Origin of the sequence: Candidatus Thiothrix sulfatifontis (genome assembly GCA_022828425.1) — a bacterium.
In the GTDB taxonomy this organism is placed as follows: Bacteria; Pseudomonadota; Gammaproteobacteria; order Thiotrichales; family Thiotrichaceae; genus Thiothrix; species Thiothrix sulfatifontis.
Genome location: CP094685.1, coordinates 3,172,406 through 3,193,867, shown reverse-complemented (window position 1 = coordinate 3,193,867; position 21,462 = coordinate 3,172,406). Strand labels below are relative to the sequence as shown.

Sequence of the window (21,462 nt, the reverse complement as noted above, 5' to 3'; positions counted from 1 at the left end):
CATGGAAAACACAAACATCAAACCCAAACTGAAAGAACTTTACCAAGCCCTGCGCGACAAGCCACTTGACCCGGCAGATGCGCATGATGCGCTGTGGTATGTGCCTTATGTGCAGCAATTGCAATCTGACCCAATCAGCGAAATCTGCAATGAAATCGGTTTCAATGATACAGAAAGCCTGTATTACGTCACCGGGCAGCGCGGCACGGGCAAGAGCACAGAATTATTGCGTCTGCGGCGCTTGCTGAAAGATAGCGGTGTGGTGGTTTTCTACATCGACATGCTCGATTATTTACACATGTCTGAGCCAGTGGAAATCAGCGATTTTCTGATTGCGGTAAGTGCTGGCATGGCGGCACAAGCACGGCATGAACACGGGCTGATTTTTCAGGAAGAATCGTTGTGGAAAAAGCTCAAGGGTTTTCTGGGGCGCTTAGAAGTTGAGGTTAACACCCTGAATGCCGGTATTGAAACCCCGGTTATTAATTTTGGAGCGGATATTACAGCACGGTTACGCGCTGATGATAATTTTAAACGCCGTTTACAAAAAGCCACGCGCGGTTACACCACGGAATTGGTGCAACAGGTGCAAGAGTTTGCGATTGCATTGGTCGCGGAATTGCGCAAAGACCGCCAGAATCCCGGTTTGCAGGTGGCGGTAATTATTGATTCGTTTGAGCAAATCCGTGGTTATTACGGCAATGTGGCAGATGTTTACAAAAGTGTGGTGCGTTTATTTGGTGCGGATGGTAAACACCTGCGCCTGCCGATGATGCACACCATTATTACGATTCCACCTTATTTGAACGGTATCGCGATTGGCGCGGGTGAAATCCCGGTGTCATTACCGAGTGTGCATGTACGGCAACGTTCTTCTTGTGCGCCTGATCCGCAAGGTATCGAGATTTTGTGCAATATGGTGCATCAGCGCTCGTCAGCAGCGGGGGAAATATTCACGCCTGCGATTTTGCAGGAATTAGCCCTTGCCAGTGGTGGCGATATCCGTGATTTCTTCTTTTTGGTGAGCCAGATGTTGATCAAGGCGGGGAGTCAGCAAGTGGTGCGTTTGCCATTAGCGGCGGAATTGGCAACGTTAGCGAAAGAAAAACTCTCACGTAGCCTGCAACCGATTGATGATGCCGCAACCCGTTGGCTGTATCGGGTACATGAAACCCAGCAGGCAGAATTGGATGAGCGTGATAAATTGCCAGAATTGGCGTTGTTGTTTGATCGCAACTTAGTTATCCATTACCAGAACGGTGACAATTGGTATGGCATCCACCCGTTGATTATGGATTATGTGCTAGAACGCATGAAGGTGCTGGATGAACGCGAGGCTGAACAGTAAGGGCGAAGAACTCTGGCAAGAGTTGCGTCAGCATTTGGACTGGAATGACGGTTTTGCGCTGTTTTTCCTGTTTGCGTCTAATACCCAGTTAACCGATATTTTCAAATATCGTCTCGAACGTTTTTTCATCGGCAAAACCACACGCTTGCAAGAAATCACCTATCAACCGGATGATCCCGATTGGCTGGAGCACACCATGCTCAAGTTGTTGAACCGTGATGAACAGTGGCGTGTGTTGCACGCGCCGGTATGGATTGCGTTGCACCATACCCAAGATACCCATGCATTAACGCAATACCAGCAATTGTTATTGCGTCTGAATGAGCGCCGTGATGTGTGGCGCAATGCCTATCCCGCCCCGATGATTTTTGTATTGCCAGACGTGTTGAAGTCGGAAATTGCCAGATTGATTCCCGATTTGTGGTCGGTACGGATTGCGACTGAGTATTGGGATGAGAGTTTGCTGCAAGCCGACACGGTGAAAGACGGTGTGCGGCAATCATCAATACCCACTTATGTATTAACTGATACGGGGCGTTGTGCCATTCCTGAAGTGCAGCAACCTGTTGTTGATGAATGGCAGCGTTTATTAAGTAAAAACGGGAAAATCCAACGTGAGCATTTGATGGTGGCATCCCGTGCGTTAGCGGTGTATCAACGCTATGGCTGGCTTGCTGATGCTCGGCAAGCTGCTGAGTTAATGAGGGAGTGGGCAAGGGAGCTCAACCAAATTGACACGCCGGAGTCGCTGCGTGACCTGTCGGTGTCGTTGAACATGGTGGGTAAGGTCGGGCAACAACAGGGACGCTGGGGCGATGCGCAGTCGGCGTATGAAGAGAGTTTGGGCATAAGCCGCCGTTTGTGCGCGATGCTGGGTGACACGCCGGAGTCGCTGCGTGACCTGTCGGTGTCGTTGAACATGGTGGGTCAGGTCGGGCAACAACAGGGACGCTGGGGCGATGCGCAGTCGGCGTATGAAGAGAGTTTGGGCATTCGCCGCCGTTTGTGCGCGATGCTGGGTGACACGCCGGAGTCGCTGCGTGACCTGTCGGTGTCGTTGAACATGGTGGGTCAGGTCGGGCAACAACAGGGACGCTGGGGCGATGCGCAGTCGGCGTATGAAGAGAGTTTGGGCATAAGCCGCCGTTTGTGCGCGATGCTGGGTGACACGCCGGAGTCGCTGCGTGACCTGTCGGTGTCGCTCGATAATGTGGGTCAGGTCGGGCAACAACAGGGACGCTGGGGCGATGCGCAGTCGGCGTATGAAGAGAGTTTGGGCATAAGCCGCCGTTTGTGCGCGATGCTGGGTGACACGCCGGAGTCGCTGCGTGACCTGTCGGTGTCGTTGAACATGGTGGGTCAGGTCGGGCAACAACAGGGACGCTGGGGCGATGCGCAGTCGGCGTATGAAGAGAGTTTGGGCATTCGCCGCCGTTTGTGCGCGATGCTGGGTGACACGCCGGAGTCGCTGCGTGACCTGTCGGTGTCGTTGAACATGGTGGGTAAGGTCGGGCAACAACAGGGACGCTGGGGCGATGCGCAGTCGGCGTATGAAGAGAGTTTGGGCATTCGCCGCCGTTTGTGCGCGATGCTGGGTGACACGCCGGAGTCGCTGCGTGACCTGTCGGTGTCGCTCGATAATGTGGGTCAGGTCGGGCAACAACAGGGACGCTGGGGCGATGCGCAGTCGGCGTATGAAGAGAGTTTGGGCATAAGCCGCCGTTTGTGCGCGATGCTGGGTGACACGCCGGAGTCGCTGCGTGACCTGTCGGTGTCGCTCGATAATGTGGGTAAGGTCGGGCAACAACAGGGACGCTGGGGCGATGCGCAGTCGGCGTATGAAGAGAGTTTGGGCATAAGCCGCCGTTTGTGCGCGATGCTGGGTGACACGCCGGAGTCGCTGCGTGACCTGTCGGTGTCGTTGAACATGGTGGGTCAGGTCGGGCAACAACAGGGACGCTGGGGCGATGCGCAGTCGGCGTATGAAGAGAGTTTGGGCATAAGCCGCCGTTTGTGCGCGATGCTGGGTGACACGCCGGAGTCGCTGCGTGACCTGTCGGTGTCGTTGAACATGGTGGGTCAGGTCGGGCAACAACAGGGACGCTGGGGCGATGCGCAGTCGGCGTATGAAGAGAGTTTGGGCATTCGCCGCCGTTTGTGCGCGATGCTGGGTGACACGCCGGAGTCGCTGCGTGACCTGTCGGTGTCGCTCGATAATGTGGGTCAGGTCGGGCAACAACAGGGACGCTGGGGCGATGCGCAGTCGGCGTATGAAGAGAGTTTGGGCATTCGCCGCCGTTTGTGCGCGATGCTGGGTGACACGCCGGAGTCGCTGCGTGACGTTGCTGTATCGTTATCGAATCTGGGGGGGGTATATGACCAAGCTTTGCAACGTGATCGAGCCAGCGATTGTTATCACGAGGGGTTACTCATTGGCGAACGTCTAGTCAATATGCTACCTGATTTACCCGCCTACGCCGAAATCAAACCGTTTTTTCAGTCTCGCTTGACCGCTAATCTGAATGCTGATGAAACGTTAAATGCACCATCAGCCTTGACTGCCCGCTTGACACACTACTGGAATAAGTTGAAAAGGTTGTTTCGTTGACTCCGCTTTCGCCAGCCTTCATCCTGCGGCGTAACCCCTACCGCGATACCAGCCTATTGCTGGATATGTTTAGCCGCGATGCTGGCAAAATCACTTGCGTCGCCAAATTCGGGCAAGGTAAAAATTCACGTTCCAAAGGAATGCTCGAACCTTTCCGCCAACTCGAAGCCAGTTGGACGGGCAAGGGCGAAGTCTTCACCCTGTTCAATGCCGAAGAAAAATGCCGTTTCCCGCTCAAAGCGGTCGGATTGATTCGCGCCGTATACGCCAATGAATTGCTGTTGCGTGCCTTGTGGCAATACCAACCGCAGCCGGAATTATTCGCGCAATACCAGCAAACGCTATTCCGCCTTGAAAACCCCGCCGACGTACTCGCACTGCCGTTGTTTGAACTGGACGTGCTGGCAATGGCAGGCTATGTTCTCAACCTATGGCACGATGACGCAGAGGGGCATGACATTGAACCCGCGATGCGTTACCGTTTCCGCCCCGACCACGGATTATCTGTGGATGCGGGGGAGGGCAAAGGTGTTCCCATTAGCGGTAGTTTGCTGATTGCGTTGCGCGAACCCGAAGCGATGCACCCCGAACAGCGGCTGGAATTGCGCCATACCCTTGATTACCTGATCCAGATGTTGCTGAAAGGCAAAACCTTGAATGCGAGAAAATTGTTCCATGAATAAGATCGAACTCGGTGTCAATATTGACCACATCGCCACCTTGCGCCAAGCACGTGGTACGGCTTACCCCGATTTACTGGCAGCGGTGCGGCTGGTGGAAGACGCAGGCGCACATGCGATTACCATCCATTTGCGCGAAGATCGCCGCCATATTCAGGACGCGGATGTGTACGCGATTCGCCAAATGTGTACCCGTCGCTTGAATCTGGAGCTGGCAGCGACGGATGAAATGGTTGGTATTGCCTGCGATGTATTGCCGAATGATGCGTGCGTCGTCCCCGAAAAGCGCGAAGAGCTGACCACCGAAGGCGGTTTGGACATTATCGGGCAATTCGAGCGCGTGCGCAGCGTGACCCAGCGCTTGAATGCGGCGAATATCCGCGTGTCGCTGTTTATCGAGCCGGATATTGAGCAAATTCGCCGCGTGCCGGACATTGGTGCGCCCGTGATCGAATTGCATACTGGCACGTATGCGAATGCCACGGGCGAAGCCAAGCAGCGTGAACTTCAGCGCATTCAAGAGGCTACCGAGTTTGCGCATAGCCTCGGCATTCAGGTCAATGCGGGTCATGGGCTGGATTACCACAATACGCAAGTCATTGCGGCAATTGCTAACATTCGTGAACTCAATATCGGGCATTCGATGGTGGCGCGGGCGGTGTTTGTGGGTATCCGTCAAGCGACCGTGGAAATGTTGGAGTTAATGCAAGCAGCCAGAGCGGGTGCATGACCATTCTCGGCATCGGCACGGACATCGTGGAAATCGCCCGCCTTGCAGCCACCTTGCAACGCCACCCCGTCCGCTTTCCCGAACGCATCCTGCACTCCAACGAACTCGAACGTTTCGCCACCCAAGCCAACCCCGCCGCATGGCTGGCGAAACGCTTCGCCACCAAAGAAGCCCTCGCCAAAGCCATCGGCACGGGCATTGGCAAAGAAGTGCGCTTGCAAGAAATCGAAACCACCCACGACCCACGCGGCAAACCGTTGCTGCAATTGCACGGCGTAACGTTGGCGACCGCCACAGCAATGGGCGTAACGTCATGCCAGCTTTCCGTCGCTGACGAACGCACCCACGCCCTCGCGTTTGTGATCGTGTCGAATTAAACCCAACCCCACACGCCAAATCCCTATACCCTGTTAGCCTTACTTGCTGTTGGTTGATAGATGATGCCATTGCCACTGCCGTTACGTGTGCGCTACCAAACGGTTGAGTTTGGCAAGACCGATATTCACCTCTGTACGCTCCGTGACAAGCAAGAGTTTAGTGACCCCGACCAAGTAGCCCACGATCTGGGTATCTTTTCCGCGCAGTGGTCGCTGTTTGGGGTGGTGTGGCCTTCCAGTTTGGTGCTGGCGCATTACGTGTGCGATTACCAAACTGACGGCAAGCGCATTTTGGAAATTGGTTGTGGTATGGCGTTATCCAGCCTCTTGCTCAATCACCAACATGCCGATATTACCGCCACGGATTACCACCCTGAGGTGGCGTTTTTCCTGCAACGCAATACCCTGCTTAACCACGGCGCGGTTATTCCGTTTGAACGGGCGGATTGGGCGGCGGAAACGAATACGCTGGGGCAATTTGATTTGATCATCGGTAGCGATCTTTTGTACGAAGATCAACACATCAAGCAGTTGGCGGGGTTTATTGAGAAGTGTGCGAAACCGACGTGCGAAGTGATTTTGATCGACCCCGGTCGCGGGCGCAAAAACAAACTGGGTTTGCAAATGGAGGGCTATGGCTTTTCCCATTCGCAGCGTAAGCCGATTCATACCGATTACCTTGAACAGCCGTTCAAAGGGCATATTCTGACGTTTCGGCGGGGTGATTGAAGGGCGTTGCTGTTTGCGCACACCACTTGTGCAATTCCGCCACCAAGGTCGGCGTATCCAATGGCTTACCCAAATGCCCGTTCATTCCCGCTTTCAAGCATTCGGCAATGTCAGCGGACATCGTATTCGCCGTCAATGCAATCACCGGAATGGCTGGGTTGCGTACCGCAGCCATTCCCGCATGAATGCTGCTCCCGCGTATATGGCGGCAGGCTTCCAGACCGTCGCATTCGGGCATTTGCACATCCATCAGCACTAAATCGTAGTTGGCATCAATCAGGTGTTGGATAGCCTGCGTACCGTTTTCGACCAAATCGACCTGCGTTAGACCCAGCGTTTCCAGCATGGCTTGCGCGATGATTTGATTAATCGGGTTGTCTTCCGCCAGCAAAATGCGGCAGTTAATGTTCAGCGGTGCATCTGGCGGTATTGCGGTGGCTGGTATCGTGTCTGGCGTTGGTGTGGCTACCTGATACGGCAGCTCGAACCAGAAACACGAGCCTTGCCCTTCTTCACTGTGCATTCCAATCTCGCCGTGCATTAGGCTGACTAACTGCTTGGAAATCGCCAGCCCTAGCCCCGTGCCGCCGTATTTGCGGGCGGTTGACGATTCCATCTGCTGGAAACTGTGGAACAACAGCCGTTGCTTTTCAGCGGGAATGCCAATGCCAGTATCGGTAATGTCAAAGCGCAGCCGTTCGCCATTCGCTGTCCGTTTGATCGTCAGCGTGATCGCGCCCGTTTCGGTAAACTTAATGGCATTGCCGAGTAAATTGAGCAAGATTTGTTGGGTGCGGATTTCATCGCCAAGCAAATAAGGTGCAATGTCAGCACTGATGTTGATGGTAAACGCCAGCCCCTTTTCCTTGGCGCGGATTTCCAGCAAATGCTGCAAATGCGCCACCATCTCGCGTAGCGGGTAACTGGTTTGTTCCAACGCCATTTTGCCCGCTTCGATCTTGGAAAAATCCAGCAAATCATTCAGCAAGGCCAGCAGCGTTTTGCCGCTGCGGTGGATCAGGGCAACGTATTGCTGCTGCTCAGCCGTTTTCACTAACGGGGTCAGCAATTCGCTTGCGCCCAGAATGCCGTTCATCGGCGTGCGCAATTCATGGCTCATATTCGCCAGAAACTGGCTTTTGGCTTGGTTGGCGACTTCGGCAGTTTCCTTGGCGGTTGCTAAGGTAGCGGCCTGTTGTTCCAGCAAATCATTTTTGTACAGGAGCTGGTAATAGTCACGATGCAGGCTCTTACCAAAAGTTTGCGTGACGATGCTGAACAAGAGTAGCGACAGGGCGATGGTGTACGCGCTGGCAGTACCCATGCTCACTAGCACAATGACTGGCGGCCAAATCATGATATTGACGTAGGCGATAAACAAGGGGTTGTGGGGCGCAAGGCTGGTGGTCGTGCCGACACATAGCATTAATAGCGGCAGCAGCATGATTGTCCCTTGTTCCGCCAGCCCGACATGCACCAGCCCCCACGCGGTGAATAACGCCCAGACACTGGCGGAAACGATCAGATTAATGCCCAGCAGCAGTCGCGCTTTATCGGGTCGAGCTTTGTAGTGAACAGGAAATTGTTTCAATAATACAAAGCGTATGCTGCCTAAAATCAGCATTAACAAACCTATACCGTAAACGAGGGTAGGGTTGTGCTGCACAATATCCGTCCCCAACACCACCACAACCCAACTAATCATGTAGGGGAACACGCCATTGATCGAGCGGCGGCTCAGGTCGTAGTCGCTTTGGATGCGCATGGCGGCTGATACAGGGACGTTTCCTACGGATACAGAATTCACACGATTTCCGATTTGTTTTTATGATGAGTGGTAGTGACGTTACCGCATTGCGGCTTAAGGTCAAGTCAAATCCGCCAGTAGGTAGCGAATCCGGGGGATGGCTGGTAAGCTCTTTACCTTGACACAAAATCAAGAGCGCCGGACATGCATTACCCCACCATTGAAGATTTCATCGGCAACACCCCGCTAGTACGCCTGCAACGTTTGCCGGGGCAAACCACCAACACGATTCTGGTCAAACTGGAAGGCAATAATCCGGCAGGTTCGGTGAAAGACCGCCCTGCGCTGGGCATGATTCAGCGAGCAGAAGAGCGCGGTGACATCAAGCCGGGCGACACCTTGATCGAAGCCACCAGCGGTAATACCGGGATTGCACTGGCAATGGCGGCGGCGATCAAAGGTTATAAAATGATTTTGATCATGCCCGAAACCATGAGTGCTGAACGCCGTGCTTCCATGAAAGCCTACGGCGCGGAACTGATCCTCGTCAGCAAAGAGGCGAGCATGGAGGGGGCGCGTGACCTTGCGCTGCAAATGGATCGTGACGGTAAAGGTAAGTTGTTGAATCAGTTTGCCAATGAAGATAATCCGCTGGCGCACTTCCATTCCACTGGCCCGGAAATCTGGCGCGATACTCATGGGCAGGTGACGCATTTTGTCAGCAGCATGGGCACGACGGGTACGATTATGGGGACAGGGCGTTTCCTTAAGTCCAAGAACCCGGGTGTGCAAATTGTGGGCGTGCAACCGGCGACGCAAACCGATCAGATTCCGGGTATTCGTCGCTGGACACCGGAGTATTTGCCGGAAATTTTCCACCGCGATGAAGTTGACCGCGAAATGGACATGAGTCAGCCGGAGGCGGAAGACACGATGCGTCGTCTTGCGTCTGAGGAAGGGATTTTCTGCGGGGTCTCATCGGGCGGGGCAGTGGCAGCGGCATTGCGCTTATCCAAGGAAGTCGAGAATGCCACCATTGTTGCCATTATTTGTGACCGGGGGGATCGCTATATCTCCACCGGCGTTTTTCCTGCTTAATTAAAAGAATCAATATGAACACTTTAGTCTTCGACATCGAAACCATCCCCGACATTGAAGGTGGGCGCAAACTCTACGACCTTGGCGACCTCGACGCTGACGGCATCGCCAAAGCCATGTACCACCTGCGTTTCCAGAAAACCGGTACGGAATTTCTGGCACATCACCTGCACAAAATCGTCGCGATTTCGGTAACATTTCGTGGCAAAGGCGACGATTTCAAAGTCTGGACGCTAGGCGACGAATCTGCCGACGAAAAAGAAATCCTGCAACGCTTTTTCGACGGCATCGACCGCTACACCCCCACCATCGTCTCGTGGAACGGCAGCGGATTCGACTTGCCCGTCATCCACTACCGCGCCATGAAGCACAAAATCTGCGCTCCGCGTTACTGGGACATGGGCGAAGATGATAGCAGCTTCAAGTGGAACAATTACATCAGTCGCTACCACACCCGCCACACTGACCTGATGGATTTGCTGGCGCTTTACAGCGGACGCGCCAACGCACCATTGGACGAACTTGCCACCCTGTTCGGTTTCCCCGGCAAAATGGGCATGAGCGGCGCAAAAGTCTGGGATGCGTATCAAGAAGGCAAACTCGCCGACATCCGCAACTATTGCGAAACCGATGTGCTGAATACCTGGTTGGTTTACTTGCGCTTTCAGTTGATGCGCGGGCATATCCTCATTGACAAATACCACAGCGAGTGCGAATTAGTGCGCAAACATTTACAACATTCCGGCAAGGAACATTTACTAGCATTTGAAGCCGCATGGGAGGCAGGCGCATGAGCCGACACAGAAAACCTAAAAGCGTACAGAACAGCCCCTTAATCGACACCACCATCGAATCCCTCACCCTCGAAGGGCACGGTGTCACTCACGTTGACGGCAAAGCCGTGTTCATCGACGGCGCCTTGCCGGGCGAAACCGTCACCTTCCGCTACACCTCGCACAAGCAAAAGTACGACATTGGCAAGGTCGAAACCATCCTCACGCCTTCGCCGGATCGCGTCGAACCGCGCTGCGAACACTTCGGCGTATGCGGCGCCTGTAGCTGGCAACACCTGTCGTTGGAGGCGCAAATTAAGCACAAACAACGCGCCATGCTCAACAACCTCAAACACATTGGCAAAGTTGAGCCAGAAACCGTGTTTGCGCCCTTGACGGCTGACGGCTGGGCATACCGCCGCAAAGCGCGTCTCGGCGCGAAATGGGTACGCAAAAAAGACAAAGCCTTGGTGGGTTTTCGCGAAAAAGAAGGCGGTTTCCTCGCCGAACTCAAGCGCTGCGAAATTTTGCACCCCAGCATTGGCGAACACTTACTCGACTTCCAAGCTCTGATTGCCAGTCTGGATGCGCGTGAGTCTGTCCCGCAAATCGAAGTCGCTGTCGGCGATGGCGACAATGCCACCGCGCTAATTTTCCGCCACATGGAAGAGCTTTCCGAAGGCGATACCGATAAGCTGTTAGCGTTTGGCAAGCAATTCAACTACCAGATATATTTGCAGCCGAAAGGCCCCGAAACGGTGCATTGCATTTACCCTGAAAACCCTGAGCTGTACTACGAACACCCGCAATTCAACACGCGGGTTAATTTCATGCCGCTGGACTTCATCCAAGTCAACCAGCCGCTGAACCGTGCAATGGTGGCGCGTGCCTTGGAATTACTTGCGCCCGAACCGACTGATACCGTGCTGGACTTGTTCTGCGGTTTAGGCAATTTCACCCTGCCATTAGCACGGATGGCGGCGCAAGTGATCGGCGTGGAAGGCGAGCAAACGATGGTGGAACGTGCGCGTGCGGCGGCTCATGCCAATGGCATCATGAATACCGATTACCACGTGTGTAACCTGATGGGTGACAACTTGCAGCACGAACCGTGGTTGAAGAAAAACCGTTACGACAAGATTTTGCTCGACCCACCGCGTGCGGGCGCGAAAGAAATCATTGCTTACATGGGCAAGCTCAACGCGGGGCGGATTGTGTACGTGTCGTGTGACCCCGCAACGCTGGCGCGGGATACGTATGAGTTGGTGCATGAACACGGCTACCGTTTGGTTGGGGCGGGCGTGATGGATATGTTCCCGCATACCTCGCACGTCGAATCCATTGCGGTGTTTGAAAAATAAGAGAAATAACAAGGGAAATCCCATGCAAGAATTACAACAACAAATCGAAACCCTGCGTGAACAACTGCGCTATCACAACCACCGTTACTACGTGCTGGACGACCCGCAAATCCCCGATGTGGAATACGACCGCCTGTTCCGCGAGTTACAAAGCCTTGAAGCCGCACACCCAGCACTGATCACCCCCGATTCGCCCACCCAGCGCGTCGGGGCTGCGCCGCTTACCGAATTCGGTGAAATCAAACACGCCATCCCGATGCTGTCATTGGGCAACGTGTTCAGCGATGAAGAATTGCTGGCATTCGACAAACGCATTCACGACCGTCTGAAATCGGATGCCGAAACCGAATTCGTCGCCGAACCCAAGCTTGACGGTCTTGCCATCAGCATCCTCTACGAAAACGGTGTATTCACCCGCGCTGCGACTCGTGGCGATGGCGAAACTGGCGAAGACGTGACCCATAATGTGCGTACTATTGCCTCCGTGCCATTGCGTTTGCTGGGTGAGGGTTATCCGGCGGTGTTGGAAGTGCGTGGCGAAATCTACATGCCCAAAGCGGGATTTGAAGCCTTCAATGCAAAAATGCGGGCGTTGGGTGAAAAAACGTTTGTTAACCCGCGCAATGCGGCGGCGGGCAGCTTGCGCCAGCTCGATCCGCGTCTGACGGCACAACGTCCGCTGGACATCTTTTGCTACGCGGTAGGTTTGGTGGAAGGCGGCGCAGTGCCGGATACGCATTACGCCATCCTGCAACAATTCCGCGCATGGGGTTTGCGGGTGTGCCCTGATATTCGCATTGTGCAGGGTGCGCAAGGCTGTCTGGACTATTTCCGCGAGATTGGCGCACGGCGTAACAGCTTGCCCTACGACATTGACGGCGTAGTCTACAAAGTCAATAGTATCGCCACTCAGCAGGAACTCGGTTTTATCAGCCGTGCGCCGCGTTGGGCAATCGCGCATAAATTTCCCGCGCAAGAAGAAATCACCGAACTCGAAGGCGTTGATTTCCAAGTCGGGCGCACCGGCGCACTCACACCCGTGGCACGGCTCAAACCCGTATTCGTCGGTGGCGTGACCGTCAGCAATGCCACGCTGCACAATATGGATGAAATCGAGCGCAAAGACGTGCGTATCGGCGATTTCGTGATCGTGCGCAGGGCAGGGGACGTGATTCCCGAAGTCGCCAGCGTGATTCTCGAACGCCGCCCCGCTGGTGCGGCACCGATTGTCATGCCCACCCATTGCCCTGTGTGCGGCTCAGACGTGCAACGCCCCGAAGGTGAAGCCGTCGCCCGCTGTACTGGCGGTTTGTATTGCCCCGCGCAAGTCAAAGAAGCCATCAAGCATTTCGCCTCGCGCAAAGCCCTGAACATCGACGGTTTAGGCGACAAAATGGTGGAACAATTGTTTGATGCGGGTTTGATCCGCCACGTTGACGACCTCTACAGTCTGGATGTTGAAGCCGTCGCCGCGTTGGAACGCATGGGCAAGAAATCTGCCGAGAACCTCATCGCCGCACTGGAAAGCAGCAAAGCCACCACGCTAGAACGCTTTATTTACGCGCTAGGCATCCGCAATGCGGGCGAAGGCACTGCCAAAGGCTTGGCTCGCTATTTCGGTTCACTGGAGGCGATTCAAGCTGCCAACGAAGAAACCTTGAAGCTCGTGCCTGACATTGGCGTGATCGTCGCGGCAAACGTTGCCCAGTTTTTCGCAGAAGCGCACAACCGCGATACCATCCAACATTTACGTGATTTGGGCGTGCATTGGGCGAACTACGAAGCCAAACCTGCCGAAGCCTTGCCATTAGCGGGCAAGACTTACGTGATTACGGGAACGCTCAGTCGGGCGCGTGAGGACATTAAAGCCGATCTGGAAGCCTTGGGTGCAAAGGTATCTGGCAGCGTTTCCAAGAAAACCACGGCGCTGATTGCGGGTGAAAGTGCAGGTTCTAAATTGGATAAAGCGCAGAGCCTTGGGGTAGAAGTGCTGGATGAGGCCGCTTTATCGGCCTTATTGAACCACTCATAACGTCATTGTAAAAAAAATCGCTGAACAGGTTGACAGAATAAGCGCTGATCTTTATTATTCGCAACCTGTTCAGCGGGAATAGCTCAGTGGTAGAGCACGACCTTGCCAAGGTCGGGGTCGCGAGTTCGAGCCTCGTTTCCCGCTCCAATTTCTATCTGCACCGTGGTTCATCCACAACTCAGGCTGAATAGCATAGTGGTAATGCACCGGATTGCAAATCCGAGTACCTCAGTTCGATTCTGAGTTCAGCCTCCATCATCCTGCTAAAATTCACCATTTTAGATCAAAAATAACTCGATATGATCTTTTGTTACTGAACAGTCAACCAACCACCAACTCATCTCCCTCACACGACTCTTGCCCACCTTGGCGCGTCAGAATGCGCTTGAACGCATCCGTATCTGCTCTTTGTTGACGTTCAGTGAAAAAACGGGCGGTTTTCATTGCAGCCAGTTTTCCATTGGTGGTATCCAAGGCTTCAACCCGTGCATTGTAATGATCATCCACAGTCATGAGCTTACCCTCTCTGCCATTTTGTCGTATTTACCATATTCTAAGGAAAGCATAGCAGTTCAAGCTGCTTGTTCAACTACGACAACCCTGATGCACGAAGTTTGTATCCATGTTAGGCTTTCAATATGAAAATTTACCTTGATGATCAATCTTAAGACCGTAGAACTAAAGCATGAACGCACACGTAATGACTCCGGGCATCCAAGTTCTCATTCAGGGCTTGGGTGCGGTCGGCATGGTGCGCTTTCTTCAGCAAAGCGAAACGGGTTGGGGTAACTACACTAAAGAACGCGGTCAATGGTTGGGCAATCCGACACTGGCAGAAGTCAGGGCGGATATTCTCCGCTTGAAGCAAGACCCAAGCAACCCGTTGCGGCAGCGAGTTAAATAAACACTTGCACGGGGACGCTGAAACGTTCGCTCAACGCTCGAACTTGCCGTACATTCAAATCGCGTTTGCCACTGAGTAATTCGGAAATAACGCCTTGGCTGGCAACTTCGCTTAAATCGGCTTGCCCGACATCATGGCTTTCCATTAGGAAGCGCAGTGCATCAATACCCGTTGCAGGGATTGGCGGCAGATGAGCCTCTTCGTATTGGGAAACCAATTCACCCATGCGATCCGCGAGTGCAGCGAGGGGGTGAGTTTCATCCGCCCCGCCTGCATCCAGCACGGTATCGAGGGCTTCAACCAGTGCGTTGTAGTCGTCTTCGGTTTGGGGCAACAGCAACAGCGGCGCAACATAGCACCAGTGTTCCATTGCAGTTTTAACGGCGATTGCACCCATGAGATTAGTCCTTCCAGTTGTCTTGATCGTATTCATTGATGATCAACTAGCTACCAACTCATCACCCTCACACGGCTCTTGCCCACCTTGGCGAGTCAGAATGCGCTTGAACGCATCCGTATCTGCTCTTTGTTGACGTTCAGTGAAAAAACGGGCGGTTTTCATTGCAGCCAATTTTTCTGCTACGGCGATAGCGATAAATTGATTGATGCTCACCCCGTCATTGGTTGCCGCTTCATTGACTGCTTCTTTGAGAGATCGGGGCAGGCGCAGAGGGTAAGTTGCCGTTTGTTGTTTCATATGCGAATTCTCCTAATGGCATCAGCGGGACGCATGGCTTGGATACCGAAACGGGCTGGGGCATCGCCATAATCGCGCAGATTGAAGGTAACAAGTATGTCTGCCCTGCCATTGATAGCGGTTTCTAGCACCATTTCATCGGCTGGGTCATGCAATTGTGGTCGCCACAAAAAGTCCATGTGGACGGGTTCGACCAATGCGATCACACCATCGACAAAAATGCTGGCTTCTTCCTTGCTCAACTGAGCTTCTGTCCAATGGCGCGTTTCCAGACATTTAGCTTCATATTCCAGTGCTAACGGAACGCTTGCCAGCAAACAGACTTGTGAGGTATCCGCTGCAATTTGCAAAATAGCCGCAGAAGCCCCCGTTGGGCTACGCATGGCAGCGATGATCACATCTGTATCCAAAACACAGCGAAGCATAACATTCCTTGTTGTTGGCATCTGATATGACATCTTATATAATATCTAAAGTGATGGCAAAGAGAGTTTTTGAGCATCCAAAGAGGTAGGGGAAAGACATCGTGCTGGCGTATCGGAAGAGCCGGAGGTTGTCTCTGCCTAATTGATGTTCCAGATGAATTTAATATTGCTGATCAAATAATTATCACTATATACTACTCCCGTCTGATTGGTTGTATTTATGGGGAAAGCAATGGCAAAGCTAAAAGTTAATCATGGCAAGCAATATTACCTTGCTGTAGACAACGATATGGTCATCCAGAGTAAAAGCGTCGAGTGGGAATTCAAGGATATTTCAGGGGGTAATGTTGACAACCCTGCATTAGTCGGTGGCTTTGTACGAATTATTCATAAAAATACTGGGAAATGTTTGCAACCCGAAAATCTTCCGCCTTTGGAAGCAGGCAAGAGGCGCACTTTATTAGCGCCTACTCAAACGGGAAATCAGAGTCAACTCTGGTGTTTTACTCCTGTAGCTAATCGTCAGGGTTGGTATTTTATCGAAAATCACATGAAAGAAAATGATGATGAAGAAAGGTGTTTGGATGTTTGCTGTAGAAGTGAAGAGAGTGGCACATCAGTCATCACATATCACAAAAAACAAGTTCGATCACAAACGATAGGCAACCAATGGTGGATGATTGAATATACACCAATAGGGTCTGCCCTCATTAATGCTACAAAATAGGTTTTTAATGAACAACTTTCACCAACTCGAACAAATTCTTCGTGAGTCTAGAAAACATATCATTTCTCCACAAGAAAAAACAATTTTTTCCATCGGAGGGAAAGGGCATTATGAAAATCCAATTAGTGATATATTGGCGTTTTTCCTAAATCCTTACGAAGAACATGGATTGAAAGATTTAGTTCTTTCATCTTTGAATGATTCTGCTAATTTAAAATTGGAAAGCCTTAAGCTATTGAGCCAGCCTTTGCGAGAAAATGCGACTCAGAATAATAAAAGAATAGATATAGTATTAGAGTTTGACAAGCAGGTTATTTTGATTGAAAATAAAGTTAGGCATGTGGCTAATAATCCTTTTGATTTATATGAAAATCACTTTAAAGAAAAGTTTGAGGATAAGCAGCACGTTTTTATTTTGCTTTCACCAAAAAAAGAAAAATCACCAAATGATAAATGGATCGTTTTATCCTATGAGAATCTTATTGATAAGATAGAATCAAAACTCGGTACTTATATACTAAAAAATTCATATAACAAATGGATTGTTTTTTTGAGGGAATTTTTATTGAATTTGAAACAAGAGTATGAGGCTGCAAAAATGGAAGATGATTCATTCAGATTTATTGAAAAATATTATCAAGATATTTGTAATCTAATGCCGATGAAAGATGTCTATCTTTTTGAAATTCAAACTTATGCAAAACATCGCATCGCATTGGGAGCTAATATTGAAATAGATAACGTGGTTTGCAAGTTAGCAGGATGGCAAGGAAAAGAAAAAGCTAAACAGACAGTTTATGACATATACCCCACAAGCTGGGAGAAAATTCTCAACATCTCTTTCTCTGTAAAAATTAACGGTTTTTTTGAAATTTACGTATATTTCTATGGAGAAGAAGATCCTTTGGCTGTCAATGAATTGTTGGGGTTATTAGATTGCGGACAATACCTACCATCCTATTCAAAATCTGAATGCTTACAATATTTTAATACTTATGAATGCTACAGCTCAAAAGATCTCATGGATGAATTAGAACGTTTAGCCAGTTCTTTAAATAGATTTTCTAAACTCACAGTGTCAACGTAACAAGCACCTGCATTATCTTTTTCGGCAACCGCTGCGCGTTATCCACTACGATAACGCGCTTGCCGAAAATACCACACACATATTCGTCCGCTCGCTGATCAAGACTAATACAATAACTGTAAATGCCTCTCTAATCCAATTCCTTGCAGAACTCCATCAACAGCATCACCGTGTTACTTCGTCAAACTCGCAAACAACACCGGCAACTGCTCCGGCAACCGATCCACATGGTCAATCACCGTGTAATTATTCTGCCCAAAAATCCGTTTCACATAATCATCGGCGTGCGGGTCAAGCGTCAAACAATACGTCTGCACCCCTTGGCTATACAGCTCCTCCACCGCCTTTTTCGCATCAAAGCGCAAATGCTGCGGGTCGCGCTCGTCAATATCCGCCGGTTCACCATCCGTCACCAACAAAATCAGCTTGCGGCGTTCCGGTTGCTTGTGCAAATGGTGCGCGGAATGGCGCAACGCTGCCCCCATGCGCGTGGAAAGCCCCCCTTTCATCCCAGCCAAGCGCGATTTTGCTTCATCATCAAAATGCTGATTAAAATCCTTCAAGCGGAAATACTGCACATCATGCCGCCCATCCGACGCAAAGCCGTGAATCGCATACGGGTCGCCAATCCCCTCAATCGCCGTCGCCACCAACGTAGAAGCTTCACGGGTCAATTGCAGCACGGTTTTGTCTGAACCCTTCATCGCCTCATTGGTGGATTGCGACAAATCCAGCAACACCACCACCGCCAAGTCACGGTTTTTAATGACATTACGCATGGTAATACGCGGGTTCGGCTGTTCACCCATGCGGATCGAAATCATCGCATCCACCGCCGCATTAATGTCGATTTCGTCGCCATCTTCCAAGCCGCGTTGGCGTTGCACTCCATCGGGAGTCAGCAAGTCGATAATCTGCTTGATGCGGTGCGCCACCGGACGGTAAGCGTCAATAATCGCCCGAATATCATCAGGATCACCGCGCTGCTGGCGACGTTCGTACACCGTCACCCAATCGGAGCGGTGCAACTGAATGTGGTAATCCCATTCGTGATAATGAAACGGCTCAGAAACCGGCTCTTTGCCCCACATTTCATTGAAAGTTTTGGTGTTATCGGTCAAATCGTCTTCATACGGGCGCATTTCGGTGGAACACGTCCAGATTTCCTGCGCGTCATCGCCCGCGAGTTCGCAATCGACTTCGTTCGCCATCATCATCACATTGACCTGACGGCGCACTTGCCGCTGGCTGGCGGGGACGTATTCAAACCCAACATCCCACGTCATTTCTTCCATCGTCCAGACATAACGGTTGTCATCGCGGTAAGGAATGCGAATGCGCTCCAGAATCCGCAAACTCGGCACTTCACGCCGCCCCGCAAACAGGTTGTACAGCTCCACACCCATCAACCATGAGAACTGCCCGTCATCCTGCTTGTCGGCAATATTGGCATGGAATTTCGCCACGAATGCACTAATCGCCTCATCACCCTTACCCGTCACCTGCTCATCCAGCAACATCAGCGCAATATTTTCCAGCAAACGCATGGTCGGGTGTTCCACCGCGCCGTCATAATTCGCGGTCAGCAGCCGACTCCACAAGGTTTTCAGCCCCGGAAACGCTTGCGTAGCTTTGTATTCGACCCGCGCATCTTCCATAAAGCCGATGAAAAACAATTGCGCAGGGCTAAGTTGTTCCGCCGACAACGCCTTGCGGGTATACATCAAATGCGCTGCCATGTGCGCGGCAGTAGCGCGGTACAATTCCAACCCCGGAATATCGCCAATATCATCCACCGCATCCGGCATGTGAAAAATACGGTGTTCGATATAAGGGCGAAAATCGGTGTAATCCGCACCCGTCGGACGCAGGAAAAAGTCACGCGCCCACAACGCCCGCAAGTAAAAATTCAGTTTGCGCTGGGTTTTAACGAACAACACCCCGCGCCGTTCTTTCTGCAAAGTAGCGCGGCTATCCGCCGATTCCAGATCAAAATATTTGGTTAAATTATTGAAATCACGCCGATAGGCTTGCGCCCCAAAATTCGCCCAGCGACGCAAGCCGCTCAAGGTGAGTTTGGAAAGCAATTCATCCATATGATTCAGCATCGGGCGTAAGCCACGTGCCGCTGTCGAAGAAAACTGGTGAATAAACGTCAGGTAGCCGCGCACCAATTCCGCATCGCCCAAATGCCGTGAGGCAGTAGGCAGGCTGGAAATCATCAGCGTAATCACTTCGCCCGACACCATCGACGACAGTTTCATGGCGGATGTGACCACATCGGGGATAATGTCTTCGCCGCATTCTTTGGCAACCAGCGGCATTTCCTGCAAATAGGTAATGAGCAGGTCTTCGCCACGACCGAGTTTCTGAATGGCTTTGGCACCGTCCAGATAATCCAGCAATCCGGCGGGTGACATCACTCGCGTGGCTTCTTGGTACGAACCATCGAGGACATCACGCACCCGTGGCGTTATTTTTTCGAGGAATTCCCGATACTCTTCAAGATGGATTGCCATAGCTGCCTACCGTTGGGTTTACCCAAAAAACGTCTGCACCGCCGCATTCAGCGTATCCCGCATATCCGGGTCGTCGGTCAACGGTGTCACCATCGTCATGGTGCAAGCGGCGTGTGGCGCAATGCCCTTGCCGATCAATTGCCCTGCATACACCAGCAAACGGGTGGAAATGCCTTCATCCAGCCCATGACCTTTGAGGTTACGCGCCCGATGCGCAATCTGTACCAGCTTCGCCGCCGTCTTTTCATCCACGCCCGATTCTTTGGCAACAATCGCCACTTCAATCGCTTCACGCGGGTAATCAAAATCCAGCGCACCAAACCGCTGCTTGGTGGATTGTTTCAAATCTTTCATCAGGCTCTGGTAGCCGGGGTTGTAAGAAATCACCAACTGGAAATCAGGGTGCGCTTCAATCAGTTCACCTTTTTTGTCCAGCGGTAAACTACGGCGGTGGTCGGTCAGCGGGTGAATTACGACCGTGGTATCTTGCCGCGCTTCCACTACCTCATCCAGATAGCAAATCGCGCCAATGCGGGCAGCGGTTGCCAAGGGGCCGTCTTGCCATTTCGTGCCGTCTTTGTCGAGCAAGAAACGCCCTACCAAGTCGGAGGCAGTCATGTCTTCGTTACACGCCACGGTGATCAGTGGGCGTTTCAGCCGCCATGCCATGTGTTCGACGAAACGCGATTTGCCGCAACCCGTCGGGCCTTTGAGCATCATCGGCATCCGTGCGCTGTACGCGGCTTCGTAAAGCGCGATTTCATCGCCGACGGCTTCGTAGTATGGCTCGTGTTTTACGATGTACTGGGTTGGGTCAACGGATGCAGACATGGCTAATCCTCTTACAAATTATACGATTACTTGTCGTCTTCGAGTTCGTGTTCGCCGCACCAGCCTTCCGCACGGGCTTGGTCGATAGCAGCACCGTGAATGCGTTGATGGCGTTCGGCTAAATCGGGCGGTAAGTGGCTGACTAAACAGCCGTATTTATCCCACTCGGCATTGACCTTCTGTAACACGGAGTCAATCCCGGCTAGGTTCCAGCCTTCACAGGTTTGCGTTTCTGGCAAAATGTCAAATACCCAAGCGTCGCGGATAATCTTGCCGATGGTGGTCATGCCGCCTTGCAGATCTTTGTCGATACCGATGTAAGTGTTGGGTTTGTTCATGGTGCGTTTCCTGAAAAGGTGTGGAGAACACGGTGCCAGCCAAGCCAGCACCGTGTTCCGAATATAGGGTTTAACGCCCTATATTAAACGGTTTTACCACGGTAGATAACCATAGATGCACCGGCGCATTGCGCGTAGTTGTCCAAGCCGAGCAAACGAACGTGGTTGTTCGGGTGCGCAGCGTGGCAGTTGTCCAGTTCCGCCAGAATCGCGTCAACATTGGTTTCACCAAACATTGGCAATTTCCACATGTACCAGTAGTTGGCAAACGCATTCTGTGGTTCAGTGTGTTCGATGGAGGGATTCCAGCCTTTGTTGATGATGTACTGGATTTGCTTGCGCGTTTGATCCGCATCCATCGCAGGCAGGTAAGAGAAAGTTTCAAACTTGCGGCTGCCAGCATCGCTTAAGCTTGATTTGTAATCTTGCATATCACTCATGTGATGTACTC

22 protein-coding genes and 2 tRNA genes are annotated in these 21,462 nt (G+C 52.0%); 15 read left to right on the top strand and 9 right to left on the bottom strand.

Annotation, left to right across the window (positions count from 1 at the left end):
• The first annotated feature begins 1 nt into the window (after window position 1).
• Genes L3K52_15940 through L3K52_15915 form a run of 6 tightly spaced genes read left to right on the top strand, consistent with a single transcriptional unit; the run spans window position 2 to window position 6,472 of the window.
• Window positions 2–1,348: a hypothetical protein gene (locus tag L3K52_15940; protein ID UOG91665.1), complete on the top strand. Its 1,347-nt coding sequence runs from the start codon at window positions 2–4 to the stop codon at window positions 1,346–1,348.
• Window positions 1,326–3,956: a tetratricopeptide repeat protein gene (locus L3K52_15935; GenBank protein ID UOG91664.1), complete on the top strand. Its 2,631-nt coding sequence runs from the start codon at window positions 1,326–1,328 to the stop codon at window positions 3,954–3,956. Before L3K52_15940 ends, L3K52_15935 begins: the two co-directional genes overlap by 23 nt.
• On the top strand, window positions 3,953–4,639 hold the full coding sequence (gene recO, locus L3K52_15930; protein ID UOG91663.1) for a DNA repair protein RecO: 687 nt from the start codon (window positions 3,953–3,955) through the stop codon (window positions 4,637–4,639). The genes L3K52_15935 and recO overlap by 4 nt, the downstream gene beginning before the upstream one ends.
• On the top strand, window positions 4,632–5,366 hold the full coding sequence (pdxJ, locus tag L3K52_15925; protein UOG91662.1) for a pyridoxine 5'-phosphate synthase: 735 nt from the start codon (window positions 4,632–4,634) through the stop codon (window positions 5,364–5,366). Before recO ends, pdxJ begins: the two co-directional genes overlap by 8 nt.
• Entirely contained in the window at window positions 5,363–5,743 is a 381-nt protein-coding gene (gene acpS, locus L3K52_15920) for a holo-ACP synthase (GenBank protein UOG91661.1), read from the top strand. The genes pdxJ and acpS overlap by 4 nt, the downstream gene beginning before the upstream one ends.
• Before the next feature lie 60 nt (window positions 5,744–5,803).
• Entirely contained in the window at window positions 5,804–6,472 is a 669-nt protein-coding gene (locus tag L3K52_15915) for a protein N-lysine methyltransferase family protein (protein UOG91660.1), read from the top strand.
• On the opposite strand, the gene L3K52_15910 is transcribed toward L3K52_15915, so the two are convergent.
• Window positions 6,435–8,279: an ATP-binding protein gene (locus tag L3K52_15910; protein UOG91659.1), complete on the bottom strand. Its 1,845-nt coding sequence runs from the start codon at window positions 8,277–8,279 to the stop codon at window positions 6,435–6,437. The two genes, L3K52_15915 and L3K52_15910, sit on opposite strands and share 38 nt — an antisense overlap.
• Window positions 8,280–8,423: 144 nt before the next feature.
• Between L3K52_15910 and cysM the strand changes: the two genes are divergently transcribed.
• The 6 genes from cysM to L3K52_15880 all read left to right on the top strand — a co-directional run bounded on the left by cysM (window position 8,424) and on the right by L3K52_15880 (window position 13,738).
• On the top strand, window positions 8,424–9,317 hold the full coding sequence (cysM, locus tag L3K52_15905; protein UOG91658.1) for a cysteine synthase CysM: 894 nt from the start codon (window positions 8,424–8,426) through the stop codon (window positions 9,315–9,317).
• Window positions 9,318–9,331: 14 nt separating this feature from the next.
• A complete protein-coding gene (locus L3K52_15900; protein ID UOG91657.1) occupies window positions 9,332–10,111 on the top strand; it encodes a 3'-5' exonuclease in 780 nt (259 codons plus the stop codon).
• Entirely contained in the window at window positions 10,108–11,451 is a 1,344-nt protein-coding gene (rlmD, locus tag L3K52_15895) for a 23S rRNA (uracil(1939)-C(5))-methyltransferase RlmD (GenBank protein ID UOG91656.1), read from the top strand. Before L3K52_15900 ends, rlmD begins: the two co-directional genes overlap by 4 nt.
• A gap of 22 nt (window positions 11,452–11,473) precedes the next feature.
• Window positions 11,474–13,483, top strand: a complete 2,010-nt coding sequence (ligA, locus tag L3K52_15890) for an NAD-dependent DNA ligase LigA (protein UOG91655.1) — start codon at window positions 11,474–11,476, stop codon at window positions 13,481–13,483.
• 72 nt (window positions 13,484–13,555) lie between these two features.
• Window positions 13,556–13,630: transfer RNA gene (locus L3K52_15885), tRNA-Gly, on the top strand.
• 34 nt (window positions 13,631–13,664) lie between these two features.
• Window positions 13,665–13,738, top strand: a tRNA-Cys gene (locus L3K52_15880).
• 66 nt (window positions 13,739–13,804) lie between these two features.
• Here L3K52_15880 and L3K52_15875 read toward each other — a convergent pair.
• Entirely contained in the window at window positions 13,805–13,996 is a 192-nt protein-coding gene (locus tag L3K52_15875; GenBank protein UOG91654.1) for a hypothetical protein, read from the bottom strand.
• A gap of 172 nt (window positions 13,997–14,168) precedes the next feature.
• Here L3K52_15875 and L3K52_15870 point away from each other — a divergent pair, with 172 nt between their 5' ends.
• Complete coding sequence (locus L3K52_15870) at window positions 14,169–14,387, top strand: hypothetical protein (GenBank protein UOG91653.1); 219 nt, start codon at window positions 14,169–14,171, stop codon at window positions 14,385–14,387.
• Here the strand turns inward: L3K52_15870 and L3K52_15865 are convergent.
• Genes L3K52_15865 through L3K52_15855 form a run of 3 tightly spaced genes read right to left on the bottom strand, consistent with a single transcriptional unit; the run spans window position 14,380 to window position 15,509 of the window.
• Entirely contained in the window at window positions 14,380–14,784 is a 405-nt protein-coding gene (locus L3K52_15865) for a transcriptional regulator (protein UOG91652.1), read from the bottom strand. The two genes, L3K52_15870 and L3K52_15865, sit on opposite strands and share 8 nt — an antisense overlap.
• Window positions 14,785–14,826: 42 nt before the next feature.
• Complete coding sequence (locus L3K52_15860) at window positions 14,827–15,084, bottom strand: BrnA antitoxin family protein (protein ID UOG91651.1); 258 nt, start codon at window positions 15,082–15,084, stop codon at window positions 14,827–14,829.
• Window positions 15,081–15,509, bottom strand: a complete 429-nt coding sequence (locus L3K52_15855) for a putative toxin-antitoxin system toxin component, PIN family (protein UOG91650.1) — start codon at window positions 15,507–15,509, stop codon at window positions 15,081–15,083. Before L3K52_15855 ends, L3K52_15860 begins: the two co-directional genes overlap by 4 nt.
• A gap of 232 nt (window positions 15,510–15,741) precedes the next feature.
• On the opposite strand from L3K52_15855, the gene L3K52_15850 reads away from it, so the two are divergent.
• Together L3K52_15850 and L3K52_15845 are read left to right on the top strand one after the other, a co-directional pair.
• Window positions 15,742–16,236, top strand: a complete 495-nt coding sequence (locus L3K52_15850; GenBank protein ID UOG91649.1) for an RICIN domain-containing protein — start codon at window positions 15,742–15,744, stop codon at window positions 16,234–16,236.
• A gap of 7 nt (window positions 16,237–16,243) precedes the next feature.
• Window positions 16,244–17,323 carry a PD-(D/E)XK nuclease family protein gene (locus L3K52_15845; GenBank protein UOG91648.1) on the top strand — a complete coding sequence of 360 codons (1,080 nt, stop codon included), beginning with the start codon at window positions 16,244–16,246 and terminating at the stop codon, window positions 17,321–17,323.
• 173 nt (window positions 17,324–17,496) lie between these two features.
• Here the strand turns inward: L3K52_15845 and L3K52_15840 are convergent, their stop codons facing one another.
• The 4 genes from L3K52_15840 to L3K52_15825 form a co-directional block, all read right to left on the bottom strand.
• On the bottom strand, window positions 17,497–19,842 hold the full coding sequence (locus L3K52_15840; GenBank protein UOG91647.1) for a nitric oxide reductase activation protein NorD: 2,346 nt from the start codon (window positions 19,840–19,842) through the stop codon (window positions 17,497–17,499).
• A gap of 18 nt (window positions 19,843–19,860) precedes the next feature.
• Window positions 19,861–20,673 carry a CbbQ/NirQ/NorQ/GpvN family protein gene (locus tag L3K52_15835; GenBank protein UOG91646.1) on the bottom strand — a complete coding sequence of 271 codons (813 nt, stop codon included), beginning with the start codon at window positions 20,671–20,673 and terminating at the stop codon, window positions 19,861–19,863.
• Window positions 20,674–20,699: 26 nt separating this feature from the next.
• Window positions 20,700–21,011: a hypothetical protein gene (locus tag L3K52_15830; GenBank protein ID UOG91645.1), complete on the bottom strand. Its 312-nt coding sequence runs from the start codon at window positions 21,009–21,011 to the stop codon at window positions 20,700–20,702.
• Between the two features lie 83 nt (window positions 21,012–21,094).
• Window positions 21,095–21,451 carry a ribulose bisphosphate carboxylase small subunit gene (locus tag L3K52_15825; GenBank protein ID UOG91644.1) on the bottom strand — a complete coding sequence of 119 codons (357 nt, stop codon included), beginning with the start codon at window positions 21,449–21,451 and terminating at the stop codon, window positions 21,095–21,097.
• Window positions 21,452–21,462: the final 11 nt, after the last annotated feature.

Coding starts and splice junctions, on each gene's coding strand:
- L3K52_15915 (UOG91660.1), top strand. CDS start 5,804: ATGATGCCATTGCCACTGCCGTTACGTGTGCGCTACCAAACGGTTGAG.
- L3K52_15860 (UOG91651.1), bottom strand. CDS start 15,084: ATGAAACAACAAACGGCAACTTACCCTCTGCGCCTGCCCCGATCTCTC.
- rlmD (UOG91656.1), top strand. CDS start 10,108: ATGAGCCGACACAGAAAACCTAAAAGCGTACAGAACAGCCCCTTAATC.
- cysM (UOG91658.1), top strand. CDS start 8,424: ATGCATTACCCCACCATTGAAGATTTCATCGGCAACACCCCGCTAGTA.
- acpS (UOG91661.1), top strand. CDS start 5,363: ATGACCATTCTCGGCATCGGCACGGACATCGTGGAAATCGCCCGCCTT.
- L3K52_15850 (UOG91649.1), top strand. CDS start 15,742: ATGGCAAAGCTAAAAGTTAATCATGGCAAGCAATATTACCTTGCTGTA.
- L3K52_15865 (UOG91652.1), bottom strand. CDS start 14,784: ATGGGTGCAATCGCCGTTAAAACTGCAATGGAACACTGGTGCTATGTT.
- L3K52_15935 (UOG91664.1), top strand. CDS start 1,326: ATGAACGCGAGGCTGAACAGTAAGGGCGAAGAACTCTGGCAAGAGTTG.
- L3K52_15830 (UOG91645.1), bottom strand. CDS start 21,011: ATGAACAAACCCAACACTTACATCGGTATCGACAAAGATCTGCAAGGC.
- L3K52_15870 (UOG91653.1), top strand. CDS start 14,169: ATGAACGCACACGTAATGACTCCGGGCATCCAAGTTCTCATTCAGGGC.
- L3K52_15835 (UOG91646.1), bottom strand. CDS start 20,673: ATGTCTGCATCCGTTGACCCAACCCAGTACATCGTAAAACACGAGCCA.
- L3K52_15855 (UOG91650.1), bottom strand. CDS start 15,509: ATGCTTCGCTGTGTTTTGGATACAGATGTGATCATCGCTGCCATGCGT.
- ligA (UOG91655.1), top strand. CDS start 11,474: ATGCAAGAATTACAACAACAAATCGAAACCCTGCGTGAACAACTGCGC.
- L3K52_15845 (UOG91648.1), top strand. CDS start 16,244: ATGAACAACTTTCACCAACTCGAACAAATTCTTCGTGAGTCTAGAAAA.
- L3K52_15840 (UOG91647.1), bottom strand. CDS start 19,842: ATGGCAATCCATCTTGAAGAGTATCGGGAATTCCTCGAAAAAATAACG.
- L3K52_15900 (UOG91657.1), top strand. CDS start 9,332: ATGAACACTTTAGTCTTCGACATCGAAACCATCCCCGACATTGAAGGT.
- pdxJ (UOG91662.1), top strand. CDS start 4,632: ATGAATAAGATCGAACTCGGTGTCAATATTGACCACATCGCCACCTTG.
- L3K52_15940 (UOG91665.1), top strand. CDS start 2: ATGGAAAACACAAACATCAAACCCAAACTGAAAGAACTTTACCAAGCC.
- L3K52_15825 (UOG91644.1), bottom strand. CDS start 21,451: ATGAGTGATATGCAAGATTACAAATCAAGCTTAAGCGATGCTGGCAGC.
- L3K52_15875 (UOG91654.1), bottom strand. CDS start 13,996: ATGACTGTGGATGATCATTACAATGCACGGGTTGAAGCCTTGGATACC.